This is a genomic window from Streptomyces sp. DI166 (assembly GCF_900091315.1).
In the GTDB taxonomy this organism is placed as follows: Bacteria; Actinomycetota; Actinomycetes; order Streptomycetales; family Streptomycetaceae; genus Streptomyces; species Streptomyces fuscus.
On the sequence record NZ_FLSP01000044.1, the window covers coordinates 35841 to 49719 of the forward strand.

Sequence of the window (13879 nt, forward strand, 5' to 3'; positions counted from 1 at the left end):
CCCCGCGGGGAAATCGAGGGGCGCCCTGTCACACGCACCTGCGACAATCAGGCCATGACCACGCTCAAGTCGAAGCTTCAGGATGACCTCAACGCCGCGATCAAGGAGCGCGACGAGCTGCGCTCCTCGACGCTCCGGCTGACGCTCGCCGCGATCACCAAGGAGGAGGTCGCGGGCAAGGAGAAGCGCGAGCTCTCCGACGACGAGGTGCAGAAGGTGATCGCCCGCGAGGCCAAGAAGCGGCGCGAGGCCGCCGAGGCGTTCGCCCAGGGCGGTCGTCCCGAGTCCGCCGAGCGGGAGAAGGCGGAGGGCGAGGTGCTCGCCACCTACCTGCCCAAGCAGCTCAGCGACGAGGAGCTGGAGAGCATCGTCGTCCAGGCCGTCAACGAGGCCAAGGCCGCCGGCGCCGAGGGCCCGCGGGCCATGGGCGCGGTCATGAAGATCGTGAACCCGAAGGTGGCGGGGCAGGCGGAGGGCGGCCGGGTGGCCGCGGTCGTGAAGAGGATCCTCGCCGGCTAGCCGAGGAGCACCGGCCCACAGCGGCATATACATAAAGGCGTACGGCCCCTGCCCCGTATCAGAGGGACAGGGGCCGTACGCGCAGTACGTGTCAGCCTCGGCCGCCGTTGCCGTTCCCGCCGTTGTTCGTCTGGCCCTGGAAGAAGTCCTCCGGGATCGAGAACGTCGGGTCCGGCTGGGTGGGCTCGCCGGTGGCGCCGCCGTCCTGGCCGCCGTCGGTCGTACCGCCGTCGATGAAGCCGCCGCCGATCAGACCGCCGTTGCCGTTGCCGTTGTTGCCGTTCTGGTCGCCGTTGCCGTTGTCGTCCTCGTCGCGGTCCCGGTCACGGTCGCGCTCCCGGTCGACGTCGCTGCGCGGGATGTCGACGATGTTGAACGGGGGTGCCTCCCGGCCCTCCAGCGCGCCGGTCATCATGTCGCGCCAGATCGGACCCGGCACCTGGCCACCGAAGACCTTCGCGTGCCAGACACCGCCGATGGTGATGTTCTGCATCTTGCGCTTGTGCGCGGGGTCGCCGACCCAGACGGCACCGGCCATGTTCGGGGTGTAGCCCACGAACCAGGCGGCGAACCGCTCGTCCGTCGTACCGGTCTTGCCCGCGCTGGCGCGGCCGCTGAGGCCCGCCTGCTGGCCCGTACCGTCCTCGACCACACCGCGCAGCAGGGTGTTGATGGTGTCGGCGGTCTTCTCGGACATCGCCCGCGAGCAGGTCGACTTCGGGACCTGGAGGGACTCGGTCTTGCCGCCCACCCGCCGGGTGATCGACTCGATGGCGATCGGCGTGCAGTACATGCCGCGCGCGGCGAAGGTGGCGTAGCCGTTCGCCATGGTCAGCGGGGACATCTCCTGGGTGCCCAGCGCGATGGACGGCGCCTGGACCATCTTGTTGCCGTCGGCCCGCTTGACGCCCATCTTCTCGGCCATCTCGGTCACCGGGCAGATGCCGATGTCGCTGATCAGCTCGACGTAGTAGGTGTTGACCGACTTCGCGGTCGCCTCCCGCATGTCGTACGGGCCGACCTCGGACTCGTTCTCGTTGGCGACCTTGACGCCCTGCTCGTTCCAAGACCCGCCGCCGCACTGGGCGACCGGGCTCGGGTAGTCCATCTCGTACGGCGAGCCGTACACCTTGTTCGCGGGCGTGCCGCCCTCGATCGCCGCCGCGGCCACGATCGGCTTGAACGTCGAACCGGGCTGGTAGCCCGCGCCGCCGCCCATGGCCGCGTCGACCGAGAGGTTGATCTGGGTCTCGTTCTTGCCGAAGCCGTACGGGCGGGACTGGCCCATGGCCAGGATCTTGCCGGTGCCGGGCTCGACGATGGTCGCCGCGGTCGCCACGTCGTCGCTCTTGTTGACGTGGTCCTTGACCGACGCCTGGACCGACTTCTGGGCCTGCGGGTCGAGGGTGGTCTTGATGGTCAGACCGCCCTGGTTCCAGATCTTGGCCCGGTCCTCCTTCGACTTGCCGAAGACGGGGTCGCGCAGGAAGGCCGCGCGGACGTAGTCGCAGAAGAAGCCGGCGCCCTTCACGGCGGTGATGCAGCCGTTCTTGGGCTTGCTGACCTTCAGGCCCAGCGGCTCCTTCTCGGCCTTGGCGGCCTCCTCCTGGGAGATGTCGCCGACCTCCGCCATGCGCTGCAGCACGGTGTTGCGCCGCTTGGTGGCCTCGGTCTCGTCGTTGACCGGGTCGTAGCGGGAGGGCGACTGGACGATGCCGGCGAGCAGGGCGGCCTCGTGGAGCTCCAGCTTCTTCGCGGACTTGGAGAAGTAGCGCTGGGCGGCGGCCTCGACGCCGTACGCCTGCTGGCCGAAGAAGGTGATGTTCAGGTAGTTCTCAAGGATCTTCTTCTTGCCCAGCTCCTCCTCGACCTGGATCGCGTACTTCAGCTCGCGGATCTTGCGGCCGAGCGTCTGCTGGGTGGCCTCGGCGACCTTGGTCGGGTCGTCGCCGGCCTCCTCGACGAAGACGTTCTTCACGTACTGCTGGGTCAGCGTGGAGGCGCCCTCGGCCACGCCGCCGCTCTGCGCGTTGCGGTTGAGCGCGCGCAGGACGCCCTTCAGGTCGACCGCGCCGTGCTGGTAGAAGCGGGCGTCCTCGATCGCGACGATCGCCTTCTGCATGTACGGCGAGATGTCCTTGAGGTCGACCACCGTACGGTCGCGCGAGTAGACCGTGGCGATCGTGCCGCCCTTGGAGTCGAGGATCGTGGTGCGCTGGCTGAGTGGCGGCGTCTTCAGGTTGGCCGGGAGCTCGTCGAAACTCTCCACCGTGCCCTTGGCGGCCAGCCCGAGCGCGCCGACCGCGGGCAGGGCGATGCCCGCCAGGACGGCTCCCGCGAGCACACTGACACCGAGGAACTTGGCGGCCTGCTGCGCTGGCGACAGACCACCGCCCGAGAGCTTCTTTGGCATGAGGGCAGCCTACGTTCTCATTCGCCGGACACGCGTATATGCCTTGGCCTAAGCTGCTCACAACTGTCACAGCAGTGCGGCCACGTATCAATACGTCCGGCGACCCCGAATCGTTCCGGTCTGCCATCAGATTTTTGATGGAAACGTGTCCGAATCCGCCTTGTGTGTCACCTGGCGTCCGTTGTGACTCCATAGAACTATCCCGGTTTGCCTGGATGATCACGCATGTCACCAGCTCACTCCCCCGGGTGATCTGCCGCTTCCCCATAGTCCGTTCGGACCATTCAAGATTGGGCCCGCTGGGGGTGTTGCGCTGTGCCCACCTTCCGTAACGTCCTCAACTGGCGGCGGTGAATATGCCGCTGCCGCCGTGGGGGAGCCTCGATTCGGGAGAGGACGGCGCCGGTATGGGCTGGGTAACCGACTGGAGTGCGCAGGCGGCCTGCCGCACTACCGATCCGGATGAACTGTTCGTTCAGGGAGCAGCGCAGAACAGGGCCAAGGCGGTGTGCACCGGATGTCCGGTACGCACGGAATGTCTGGCCGACGCGCTCGACAACCGCGTCGAGTTCGGCGTGTGGGGAGGAATGACCGAGCGGGAGCGCCGCGCACTGCTGCGCAGGCGGCCCACGGTCACCTCGTGGCGCCGGCTGCTGGAGACGGCTCGTACGGAGTACGAGCGCGGGGCGGGCCTGGTGCCCCTCGACGACGACCAGGTGTACGAGAACTACGCGGCGGTGAGCTGACGGCACCCCAGGGCTCCGTCGGCGGGCCCGCCGGGTGGCTCAGGCACCGGACGTGGGCAGCTCCGGTCGGCCTGCCGCCAGGCGGTCCCCGATGTCCCGCAGCCCCGCGAGGTCATGCACATCGCCGGGCAGCGCGGCCACTTCGGCCACCGCCACCTCGGGGTGGAGCGCGGTGAAGCGGTCACGTGTGCGCTGCTCGCGGGAGAGCAGCTGCATACGGTCCGCGTGCAGCCTCAACAGGCCCGCGGCGAGCTGGTCCGTGGTGGGTGCCGGGGCCGGGTCCAGGGTGGCGGGGGAGCCTTCCTCGGTGGCCTCGGTGGCCTCGGTGGCCTCGGTGGCCTCGGTCACGGACCCGGACGCGGGTCCGTCCGCGAGCCCGGATGCGGGAGATTCTGAACTGCCGTACGTGTCGGGAGAGTTACGAAGTCCAGCTTTCCCGTCCTCCTGATCCACAATGCGGGACTCCTCAAGATTTTCCGCGGCGGCGAGCGCCCGCTCGGCCGACAGCCGGTCGGCGCCGCTGCCGTGGACCCGGTTGAGGACCAGACCCGCCAGCGGCATGTCCTCCGCGGCCAGCCGCTCCACGAAGTACGCGGCCTCGCGCAGCGCGTCCCGCTCCGGCGCCGCCACCACCAGGAACGCCGTTCCCGGCGCCTGGAGCAGCTTGTACGTGGCGTCCGCGCGCGTACGGAAGCCGCCGAACATGGAGTCCATGGCGGCCACGAACGTCTGCACGTCCTTCAGCAGTTGCCCGCCGAGCAGCTTGCCCAGGGCGCCGGTCATCATCGACATCCCGACGTTCAGGAACTTCATCCCGGCCCGGCCGCCCACCTTCGCCGGGGCCAGCAGCACGCGGATCAGCTTGCCGTCGAGGAAGGAGCCGAGCCGCTTGGGCGCGTCCAGGAAGTCCAGCGCGGAGCGGGAGGGCGGGGTGTCGACGACGATGAGGTCCCACTCGTCCTTCGCCCGCAGCTGGCCCAGCTTCTCCATCGCCATGTACTCCTGCGTGCCCGCGAAGCCCGCCGAGAGCGACTGGTAGAAGGGGTTGCCCAGGATCGCGGCGGCCCGTTCGGGGTCCGCGTGCGCCTCGACGATCTCGTCGAAGGTGCGCTTCATGTCGAGCATCATGGCGTGCAGTTCGCCGCCGCCGGAGTCGTCGATGCCCTTCACCCGGCGCGGGGTGTTGTCGAGGGAGTCGATGCCCATGGACTGGGCGAGCCGGCGCGCGGGGTCGATGGTGAGCACCACGACCTTCCGGCCGCGCTCGGCGGCCCGCAGCCCCAGCGCCGCGGCGGTCGTGGTCTTGCCGACACCGCCGGACCCGCAGCACACGATGATCCGGGTGCCGGGATCGTCCAGCAACGGGTCGATGTCGAGGCCCCGCGCGGGGGAGAGGCGATGGTGGGCGGAGGGCTTGGACTGCTGGGCGTGGGCGTCCGGGCTCATGTCATTCCCTGCTCTCGCAGCTCGGTGGCCAGCTCGTACAGCCCCGCCAGGTCCATTCCCTCGGTGAGCAGCGGCAGTTCGTGCAGCGGCAGACCCAAGTCGGCGAGCACCGCGCGCTGTTCCTGCTCCAGCGTGTAGCGCTCGGCGTACTCCTCGGCCTGCTGCAGCAGCGGGGTCACCAGCCGCTCCGCGTGCCCGCCGCGCCGCGCACCGCCGAGACCGGCGGCCGACAGGGACTGCGCGATGGCCGTACGGGGTGTGGCCCGTACGAGTTCCAGTTCCTCGGCGTCCAACACCTGCGGGCGCACCATGTTCACGATGACCCTGCCCACCGGCAGGCGCGCCGCGCGGAGTTCGGCGATGCCGTCGGCGGTCTCCTGGACCGGCATCTCCTCCAGCAGCGTCACCAGGTGCACGGCCGTCTCCGGGGACTTCAGCACCCGCATCACGGCCTGCGCCTGATTGTGTATCGGGCCGATCTTGGCGAGGCCCGCCACCTCGTCGTTGACGTTCAGGAAGCGGGTGACGCGGCCGGTGGGCGGGGCGTCCATGACGACGTAGTCGTAGACGAACCGCCCGCTCTTCTCCTTGCGCCTGACCGCCTCGCACGCCTTGCCCGTCAGCAGGACGTCGCGCAGTCCCGGGGCGATGGTGGTGGCGAAGTCGATGGCGCCGAGCTTCTTCAGGGCCCGGCCCGCGCCGCCCATCTTGTAGAACATCTGGAGGTAGTCCAGAAGGGCCAGTTCGGGGTCGATGGCCAGCGCGTACACCTCCCCGCTCCCAGGAGCGACGGCGATCTTCCGCTCCTCGTAGGGCAGCGCCTCTGTCTCGAAGAGCTGCGCGATGCCCTGCCTGCCCTCGACCTCGACGAGGAGCGTGCGCTTTCCCTCGGTGGCGAGGGCGAGCGCGAGCGCGGCGGCGACCGTGGTCTTTCCGGTCCCGCCCTTGCCGCTGACGACCTGGAGCCTGCTCACGTATTCGAGCCTAACCAGTCGGTCGCCGGATCACGCCGGAGGCTGTGGACAACGTGCGCGCGAGTGCTGTTACGACAGGGGCTAAAGTCGGCCACATGACCAAGTGGGAATACGCGACTGTGCCTCTGCTCGTCCACGCCACGAAGCAGATTCTGGATACCTGGGGCGAGGACGGCTGGGAGCTCGTCCAGGTCGTGCCCGGGCCGAACAACCCCGAGCAGCTGGTGGCCTACCTGAAGCGGGAGAAGCAGGCGTGAGCGCGGTCGAGGCGAGGCTCGCCGAACTGGGGCTGACGCTGCCCGCCGTGGCGGCGCCGCTGGCCGCGTACCAGCCCGCCGTGCGGTCCGGTGTGTACGTCTACACCTCCGGCCAGCTCCCCATGGTGGACGGCAAGCTCCCGGTCACCGGCAAGGTGGGCGCGGAGGTCACGGCGGAGGAGGCCAAGGAGCTGGCCCGCACCTGCGCGCTCAACGCCCTCGCCGCGGTGAAGTCGGTCGCCGGTGACCTGGACCGGATCGCCCGCGTGGTCAAGGTCGTCGGCTTCGTGGCCTCCGCCACGGACTTCACCGGCCAGCCGGGCGTCATCAACGGCGCCAGTGAACTCCTCGGCCAGGTCCTCGGCGACAAGGGCGTCCACGCCCGTAGCGCGGTGGGCGTGGCGGTCCTCCCGCTGGACGCACCGGTGGAGGTCGAGGTCCAGGTGGAGCTGGCTTCGGCGTAGGAGGGCGACGGGGCGGGGTGCTGTGCTTTCCGCCGTAGCTGCGGGCAGTCGTGCCGCTGGGGCGGCACGGGTGGGCGCAGCGGCACCCTGCCGGCGCCGGCAAGCGCACCCACCTCCCCGCACCCCCACCCCACCCGGCCACCTCTCGAACATCCGCGCGCCCCGAGATAGCCTCCGGACATGGCGAACGGTCAGTGGTATCCCCCGGAGTGGCCCGACCGCATCCGCGCACTCGCGGACGGCGCCCTCACCCCGGTGCCGCCCAAACGCGCGGCGACGGTCATGCTCCTGAAGGACACCGACACCGGCCCCGCCGTGCACATGCTGCGCAGACGCGCCTCCATGGCCTTCGCGGCCGGCGCCTACGCCTACCCCGGCGGCGGCGTCGACCCGCGCGACGACGACCACCAGGTCCGCTGGGCGGGCCCCACGCGCGCGTGGTGGGCGGATCGCCTCGGCGTCGACGAGCTGGGCGCCCAGGCGATCGTCTGCGCCGCCGTACGCGAGACGTACGAGGAGTCGGGCGTCCTGCTCGCGGGCCCGACCCCGGAGACCGTCGTCGGCGACACCACCGGCGAGGACTGGGAGGCCGACCGTGCCGCCCTGGTCGCCCGGGACCTCTCGTTCGCCGAGTTCCTCGACCGCCGCGGCCTGGTCCTCCGCTCCGATCTGCTCGGCGCCTGGACCCGCTGGATCACCCCGGAGTTCGAGAGCCGCCGCTACGACACCTGGTTCTTCGTCGCCGCCCTGCCCGAGGGCCAGCGCACGCGCAACGTCTCCACGGAGGCCGACCGCACCGTATGGACCGCCCCCGGGGACGCGGCGGCGGCGTACGACAAGGGCGAGCTGCTGATGATGCCGCCCACCATCGCCACCCTGCGCCAGCTGATGCGGTGCCGAACGGCCGCCGAGGCGCTCGCCGCCGCCCCCGCGCGGGACATGACGCCGATCATCGCCGAGGCGCGCCTGGAGGACGGTGAGATCGTGCTGTCCTGGCCGGGACACGCCGAGTTCACCAAGCACATCCCGACCACTCCGACCGGTGGAGCCCCCGCATGACGGACGCCAGCACCCTTCCCGGCCAGCCGCGGGGCGGGGTTCACTCGGGCCCCGCCACCCCGCGCGCGGTGAACGTCCTCGCGCCCAACGCCTCCGCGATGACCCTGGACGGCACGAACACCTGGATCCTGTCCGAGCCCGACTCCGACGTGGCCGTCGTGGTCGACCCGGGCCCACAGGACGACGGCCACCTGCGCAATGTCATCGACACCGCCGAGAAGGCGGGCAAACGCGTCGCGCTCACCCTGCTGACGCACGGCCACCCCGACCACGCCGAGGGCGCCGCCCGCTTCGCCGAGCTCACCCGTACCAAGGTGCGCGCCCTGGACCCGGCGCTGCGCCTCGGCGACGAGGGGCTCGGCGCCGGGGACGTGGTCCGCGTCGGCGGCCTGGAGCTGAGGGTGGTCCCGACCCCGGGCCACACCGCCGACTCCCTGTGCTTCCATCTCCCGGCCGATCAAGCGGTGCTGACCGGTGACACCATCCTGGGGCGCGGAACGACCGTCGTGGCCCACCCCGACGGCCGTCTCGGGGACTACCTGGACTCCCTGCGCCGTCTGCGCTCACTCACCGTCGACGACGGCGTGCACACGGTGCTCCCCGGCCACGGCCCGGTCCTGGAGGACGCGCAGGGCGCCGTCGAGTTCTACCTCGCCCACCGCGCCCACCGCCTCGCCCAGGTCGAGACCGCGGTCGAGAACGGCTTCCGGACGCCCCAGCAGGTCGTGGAGCACGTGTACGCGGACGTGGACCGCTCCCTGTGGCCGGCGGCGGAGCTGTCGGTACGGGCCCAGCTGGACTACCTGACCGAGCACGGGCTCATCTAGGCGCCATTGGAACGGCGTCATAGGCGCTCTCTAGTCGGGCCGCGGCGCCTTCACGCCGTGCACGCGCGCGTACTCCTCCGCCAGCCACGGGCCCAGGTCGCCGACGTAGGACCGCAGGACGGCCGCGTCGCCCACCGGCTCGTAGCCGCGGACCGCCGCGGCGCGCATCTGCTCGGCGCGCTCCGGGTAGTACGCGCCGAAGGCCTCCGCCATCTCCGTCAGATCGCTCGTCCAGCCGTTCCAGCGCGGCATGACCAGGGTGAACCCGGTGCGGACGAGACGGCGGGACAGGAGCCGTACGAGGGGCCTGCGGGCCTCCTCGGAGTCGGCGGCGGTGATCCGCTCGCGCCAGCGGGGCAGCAGCAGGGCGAGGTCGCCGTTGGTCTCCCGCGCGAGGAGGGAGTCGGGCCGGTAGCGCGGCAGGTACTCGGCGAGGTCCTCGCCGAGCAGTGGGGTGCACAGGCAGGCGACGAACCACCCCAGGTCGTGCCGCTCCGGTTCGCTGAGCACGCGCGCCTTGCCGTACAGCAGCGTGCCGACCCCGTCGATGCGCCGGAACTCCTTGTCCAGCCCCTCGCCGAGCACGCGCGCGTCCTCGCGGTCGGCGTCGGTCGGCTCGGCGTGCAGCACGACCAGCAGATCGAGGTCGCTGTGCCCCACGCGCGCGGTGCCGCGCGGAATCGACCCGTAGAGGTAGGCGCTGTGCATCCGCGCCCCGAAGACGTCCAGCAGCCGGTCGCGGGCCGCGGCGACCACGGGCCGGAAGTCGTCGGACACCAGGGCGAGCGAGCCCTCGCGCGCGATGTACCCCTGACCGTCGAGACCCTTGCCCAGCGCCGTGTCAGCCATGACCTCACTGTGCCAAAGCCACTGTGGTCAGGCACACGGAAACAGGGCCCGCCTCGCGAGGAGACGGGCCCTGTGACAGCCGTACGGCCGAGCGGTGGGCGTCAGCGGGAACGCTTGGCCAGGCGCTCGACGTCCAGGAGGATCACCGCGCGGGCCTCCAGGCGCAGCCAGCCGCGCTGGGCGAAGTCGGCGAGGGCCTTGTTGACCGTCTCGCGGGACGCGCCGACCAGCTGGGCCAGCTCCTCCTGCGTGAGGTCGTGCACGACGTGGATGCCCTCCTCGGACTGCACGCCGAACCGGCGCGACAGATCCAGCAGGGCGCGTGCGACACGGCCCGGCACGTCCGAGAAGACCAGGTCGGACATGGCGTCGTTGGTGCGGCGCAGACGGCGGGCGACGGCGCGCAGCAGCGCGGTGGCCACCTCGGGGCGCGCGTTCAGCCAGGGCTGGAGGTCGCCGTGGCCGAGGCCGAGCAGCTTGACCTCGGTGAGTGCGGTGGCGGTCGCCGTACGCGGGCCCGGGTCGAAGAGCGACAGCTCACCGATGAGCTCACCGGGGCCGACGACGGCGAGCATGTTCTCGCGACCGTCGGGGGAGGTGCGGTGGAGCTTGACCTTGCCCTCGGTGACCACGTAGAGCCGGTCTCCGGGGTCGCCCTCGTGGAAGAGGGAGTCGCCGCGCGCGAGGGTCACCTCACTCATGGAGGCGCGGAGCTCCGCGGACTGCTCGTCATCGAGCGCCGCGAAGAGCGGGTTGCGCCGCAGAACGTCGTCCACGAGTTCTCTCCTTGTCGACCTGCTCAGGGGATCTTGCTCCCCCTTGGTACCAGGGGACCGTGCTCCCCATTTTGCCGGACCGTCCAAACAGTGTGATCTGTCACAAGGATGCCGCACAGGTGTCCCGAGTTAAGCGGCAGGGGTCCAATTGGGCGCCGATCTTCAGGGCTCGGGGCGGATGTCGGTGCCGGGCTTTAGGCTGGCCGGGTGTCCAAATCGCCGGTGAGAGCACAGGCCAAGGGGGCTGGGCGGGTGGTTGTACGTCGTGATTCCGCTGTGGGCGAACAGAACTCTGGTGGCGCAAAGAAACCGGCAAAAGCGGCAAAGCGTGCAGTGGCCGCGGTGAAGAAGACGGCGACCGCGAAGAAGGCGGTGGCCACCAAGAAAGCGGCCGCCACGAAGAAAGCAGCCGCCACGAAGAAAGCGGCGGCAGCGAACAAGGCGGCCCCCGCGGAGAAGGCGGCCCCCGCGAAACGCGCGGCCGCGAGACCCGCCAAACCCGAGTCCCGCACCGCCCTCGTCCGCCGAGCCCGCCGTATCAACCGCGAGCTCGCCGAGGTCTACCCCTACGCCCACCCCGAACTGGACTTCGAGAACCCCTTCCAGCTCCTGGTCGCCACGGTGCTGTCCGCCCAGACCACCGACCTGCGCGTCAACCAGACCACCCCCGCGCTCTTCGCCAAGTACCCCACCCCCGAGGACCTGGCCGCCGCCAACCCGGAGGAGGTCGAGGAGATCCTGCGGCCGTGCGGGTTCTTCCGGGCCAAGACCAGATCGGTGATAGGGCTGTCCAAGGCGCTGACCGAGCAGTTCGGCGGCGAGGTGCCGGGGCGGCTGGAGGACCTGGTCAAGCTGCCCGGCGTCGGCCGCAAGACCGCCTTCGTGGTGCTCGGCAACGCCTTCGGGCGGCCCGGCATCACCGTGGACACGCACTTCCAGCGGCTGGTGCGGCGCTGGAAGTGGACCGAGCAGACCGACCCGGACAAGATCGAGGCCGAGATCGGGGCGCTGTTCCCCAAGAGTGACTGGACCGACCTTTCGCACCACGTGATCTGGCACGGCCGCCGGATCTGCCACGCCCGCAGGCCGGCCTGCGGCGCCTGCCCCATCGCCCCGCTCTGCCCCGCGTACGGCGAGGGCGAGACGGACCCGGAGAAGGCCAAGAAGCTCCTGAAGTACGAGAAGGGCGGCTTCCCGGGCCAGCGTCTGAAGCCCCCGCAGGCCTATCTCGACGCCGGTGGCAAGGCGGCCCCGCCGCTGGGGGCCGGATGACGGGCCCCAACCTGCCCCTGAGAAGGCGTCGGGGCCGGTCTCCGGGGAAGTCTCAGGGTCCGGCACAGGAACGATCTCGGCGTCGCCCGGCGTTGGAATCGGCAGGACGACGGGGGTGGCGATGACACGAGCGAGCCATACACAGGGCATGCCGGTGACACTCAGCAAGGAGGGCCTGCCCGCCTGGCTGGACCCGGTCGTGCACGCCGTGGAGACCGTCGAGCCGACCCAGCTCAGCCGCTTCCTGCCGCCGGAGAACGGCACCGGGCGGCAGTCGGCCGTACTGGTCCTGTTCGGCGAGGGCGAGCGCGGCCCCGAGCTGCTGCTGATGGAGCGGGCGGGCTCGCTGCGCTCCCACGCGGGCCAGCCCTCCTTCCCCGGCGGCGCCCTCGACCCCGAGGACGGCGACCCGAAGGCCGACGGGCCGCTGCGGGCCGCGCTGCGCGAGGCCGAGGAGGAGACCGGTCTCGACCCGTCCGGGGTCCAGCTCTTCGGCGTCCTGCCCCGGCTGTACATCCCGGTCAGTCACTTCGTGGTCACTCCCGTCCTCGGCTGGTGGCGCGAGCCGAGCCCGGTCGGGGTCGTGGATCCGAACGAGACGGCCCGGGTCTTCACCGTCCCCGTGGCGGATCTCACGGACGCCGCCAACCGCGCCACCGCGGTCCACCCCAGCGGCCACCGAGGTCCGGCATTCCTGGTCGAATCGGCTCTGGTCTGGGGTTTTACCGCCGGGATCATCGACAGACTGCTGCACTTCGCGGGCTGGGAGCGGCCCTGGGACCGGGAGAAGCAGGTCCCGCTCGACTGGCGGTCGTGACAGGGTGGTCGCCGTGTTCTGTGAAAATCGGGGGGCCGGGAAGTGACGAGGCGAGGCGTTAAGCGGTGAACGTGCTGGACATCCTGCTGCTGCTCGCCGCGGTGTGGTTCGCGATCGTCGGCTACCGGCAGGGCTTCGTCGTCGGCATCCTGTCGGTGATCGGTTTCCTCGGCGGCGGACTCGTCGCCGTCTATCTGCTCCCGGTGATCTGGGACGCCCTGACGGACAACTCCGAGGTGAGCACGACCGCCGCGGTGGTCGCCGTCATAGTGGTGATCGTCTGCGCCTCCGTGGGCCAGGCCCTGACCACCCACCTCGGCAACAAGCTGCGCCGCTACATCACCTGGTCCCCGGCCCGCGCCCTGGACGCCACCGGCGGCGCCCTGGTCAATGTCGTCGCGATGCTCCTGGTCGCGTGGCTGATCGGCTCCGCCCTGGCCGGCACCACCCTGCCGACGCTCGGCAAGGAGGTCCGCAACTCCAAGGTGCTGCTCGGGGTCGCCCGGGCGCTGCCCGCCCAGGCCGACACCTGGTTCGCGGACTTCTCCTCCGTCCTCGCGCAGAACGGCTTCCCGCAGGTCTTCAGCCCGTTCGCCAACGAGCCCATCACCGACGTCAAGCCGCCCGACCCGGCGCTCGCCAACAGCGCGGTGGCCACCCGCGCCAAGCGGTCCATCGTCAAGGTCGTGGGCACCGCGGACAGTTGCGGCAAGGTCCTGGAGGGCACCGGCTTCGTCTTCGCCGACCGCCGGGTGATGACCAACGCCCATGTGGTGGGCGGCGTCGACGAACCCACCGTCCAGATAGGCGGGGAGGGCCGCAAGTACGACGCCCAGGTCGTCCTGTACGACTGGAAGCGCGACATCGCGGTCCTCGACGTACCGGATCTGGACGCGCCCGCGCTGCAGTTCACCTCCACCGACGCGCGCAGCGGGGACGGCGCGATCATCGCGGGCTTCCCGGAGAACGGCGCCTACGACGTCCGCGCGGCCCGCGTCCGAGGCCGTATACCGGCCAACGGCCCGGACATCTACCACCGCGGCACCGTGCACCGCGATGTGTACTCGCTGTACGCGACCGTCCGCCAGGGCAACTCCGGCGGCCCGCTGCTCACGCCCGAGGGCAAGGTGTACGGAGTGGTCTTCGCGAAGTCCCTCGACGACGCCGAGACCGGCTACGCGCTCACCGCGGACGAGGTCAAGGAGGACATCGCCGCCGGGCGTACCGCGAACCAGCAGGTGGACAGCGACAGCTGCGCGCTGTGAGCCCCGCGGCTCAGCCGCGTGGGTGGCGCAGGCGCACCGAGACCCAGCGGGCCCGGCGGCGCAGGATGCGCGGAATCCCCACCCGGGGGTCGGATCCCGCGAGTTGCGGGGCGCTGCCGCCCTGGCGGCCGCTCAGAGAGCTGCCCGAGCGGCGGTTGCGTGCTACGTCGTTGTAGTCGTGCGTCCAGCCCATAC

15 protein-coding genes are annotated in these 13879 nt (G+C 70.8%); 9 read left to right on the top strand and 6 right to left on the bottom strand.

Going from position 1 to position 13879, the window contains the following annotated elements:
• Positions 1–54: 54 nt before the first annotated feature.
• Complete coding sequence (locus GA0115233_RS21730; protein WP_093721943.1) at positions 55–519, top strand: GatB/YqeY domain-containing protein; 465 nt, start codon at positions 55–57, stop codon at positions 517–519.
• A gap of 91 nt (positions 520–610) precedes the next feature.
• On the opposite strand, the gene GA0115233_RS21735 is transcribed toward GA0115233_RS21730, so the two are convergent.
• A complete protein-coding gene (locus GA0115233_RS21735; protein ID WP_093721944.1) occupies positions 611–2932 on the bottom strand; it encodes a transglycosylase domain-containing protein in 2322 nt (773 codons plus the stop codon).
• A gap of 407 nt (positions 2933–3339) precedes the next feature.
• On the opposite strand from GA0115233_RS21735, the gene wblA reads away from it, so the two are divergent.
• Positions 3340–3678: a transcriptional regulator WblA gene (gene wblA, locus GA0115233_RS21745; protein WP_063608098.1), complete on the top strand. Its 339-nt coding sequence runs from the start codon at positions 3340–3342 to the stop codon at positions 3676–3678.
• A gap of 39 nt (positions 3679–3717) precedes the next feature.
• Here the strand turns inward: wblA and GA0115233_RS21750 are convergent, their stop codons facing one another.
• Together GA0115233_RS21750 and GA0115233_RS21755 are read right to left on the bottom strand one after the other, a co-directional pair.
• Positions 3718–5124 (bottom strand): ArsA family ATPase, encoded by a 1407-nt coding sequence (locus GA0115233_RS21750; RefSeq protein ID WP_093721945.1) that lies wholly within the window; start codon positions 5122–5124, stop codon positions 3718–3720.
• Positions 5121–6098, bottom strand: coding sequence for an ArsA family ATPase (locus GA0115233_RS21755; RefSeq protein WP_093721946.1), 978 nt, complete (start codon positions 6096–6098; stop codon positions 5121–5123). The genes GA0115233_RS21750 and GA0115233_RS21755 overlap by 4 nt, the downstream gene beginning before the upstream one ends.
• Before the next feature lie 95 nt (positions 6099–6193).
• On the opposite strand from GA0115233_RS21755, the gene GA0115233_RS21760 reads away from it, so the two are divergent.
• The 4 genes from GA0115233_RS21760 (at position 6194) to GA0115233_RS21775 (ending at position 8705) form a co-directional block, all read left to right on the top strand.
• Positions 6194–6355, top strand: a complete 162-nt coding sequence (locus GA0115233_RS21760) for a DUF4177 domain-containing protein (RefSeq protein ID WP_003975360.1) — start codon at positions 6194–6196, stop codon at positions 6353–6355.
• Complete coding sequence (locus GA0115233_RS21765; protein WP_093721947.1) at positions 6352–6819, top strand: RidA family protein; 468 nt, start codon at positions 6352–6354, stop codon at positions 6817–6819. The genes GA0115233_RS21760 and GA0115233_RS21765 overlap by 4 nt, the downstream gene beginning before the upstream one ends.
• A gap of 180 nt (positions 6820–6999) precedes the next feature.
• Entirely contained in the window at positions 7000–7878 is an 879-nt protein-coding gene (locus GA0115233_RS21770; protein WP_093721948.1) for an NUDIX hydrolase, read from the top strand.
• Entirely contained in the window at positions 7875–8705 is an 831-nt protein-coding gene (locus GA0115233_RS21775; protein ID WP_093721949.1) for an MBL fold metallo-hydrolase, read from the top strand. The genes GA0115233_RS21770 and GA0115233_RS21775 overlap by 4 nt, the downstream gene beginning before the upstream one ends.
• Before the next feature lie 30 nt (positions 8706–8735).
• Here GA0115233_RS21775 and GA0115233_RS21780 read toward each other — a convergent pair whose 3' ends face one another.
• Both GA0115233_RS21780 and GA0115233_RS21785 read right to left on the bottom strand, forming a co-directional pair.
• Positions 8736–9554 carry a nucleotidyltransferase domain-containing protein gene (locus tag GA0115233_RS21780; protein ID WP_093721950.1) on the bottom strand — a complete coding sequence of 273 codons (819 nt, stop codon included), beginning with the start codon at positions 9552–9554 and terminating at the stop codon, positions 8736–8738.
• A 101-nt stretch (positions 9555–9655) separates the two neighbouring features.
• Positions 9656–10330 (bottom strand): Crp/Fnr family transcriptional regulator, encoded by a 675-nt coding sequence (locus GA0115233_RS21785; RefSeq protein ID WP_015658871.1) that lies wholly within the window; start codon positions 10328–10330, stop codon positions 9656–9658.
• 333 nt (positions 10331–10663) lie between these two features.
• Here GA0115233_RS21785 and nth point away from each other — a divergent pair, with 333 nt between their 5' ends.
• From nth to GA0115233_RS21800, 3 genes are all read left to right on the top strand, one after another.
• Complete coding sequence (gene nth, locus GA0115233_RS21790) at positions 10664–11602, top strand: endonuclease III (protein ID WP_255310302.1); 939 nt, start codon at positions 10664–10666, stop codon at positions 11600–11602.
• Positions 11603–11723: 121 nt separating this feature from the next.
• On the top strand, positions 11724–12419 hold the full coding sequence (locus GA0115233_RS21795) for an NUDIX hydrolase (RefSeq protein WP_093721967.1): 696 nt from the start codon (positions 11724–11726) through the stop codon (positions 12417–12419).
• Positions 12420–12484: 65 nt separating this feature from the next.
• Positions 12485–13684, top strand: coding sequence for a MarP family serine protease (locus GA0115233_RS21800; protein WP_093721952.1), 1200 nt, complete (start codon positions 12485–12487; stop codon positions 13682–13684).
• Positions 13685–13694: 10 nt separating this feature from the next.
• Here the strand turns inward: GA0115233_RS21800 and GA0115233_RS21805 are convergent, their stop codons facing one another.
• Complete coding sequence (locus GA0115233_RS21805) at positions 13695–13877, bottom strand: hypothetical protein (protein WP_093721953.1); 183 nt, start codon at positions 13875–13877, stop codon at positions 13695–13697.
• Between the last annotated feature and the right edge of the window lie 2 nt (positions 13878–13879).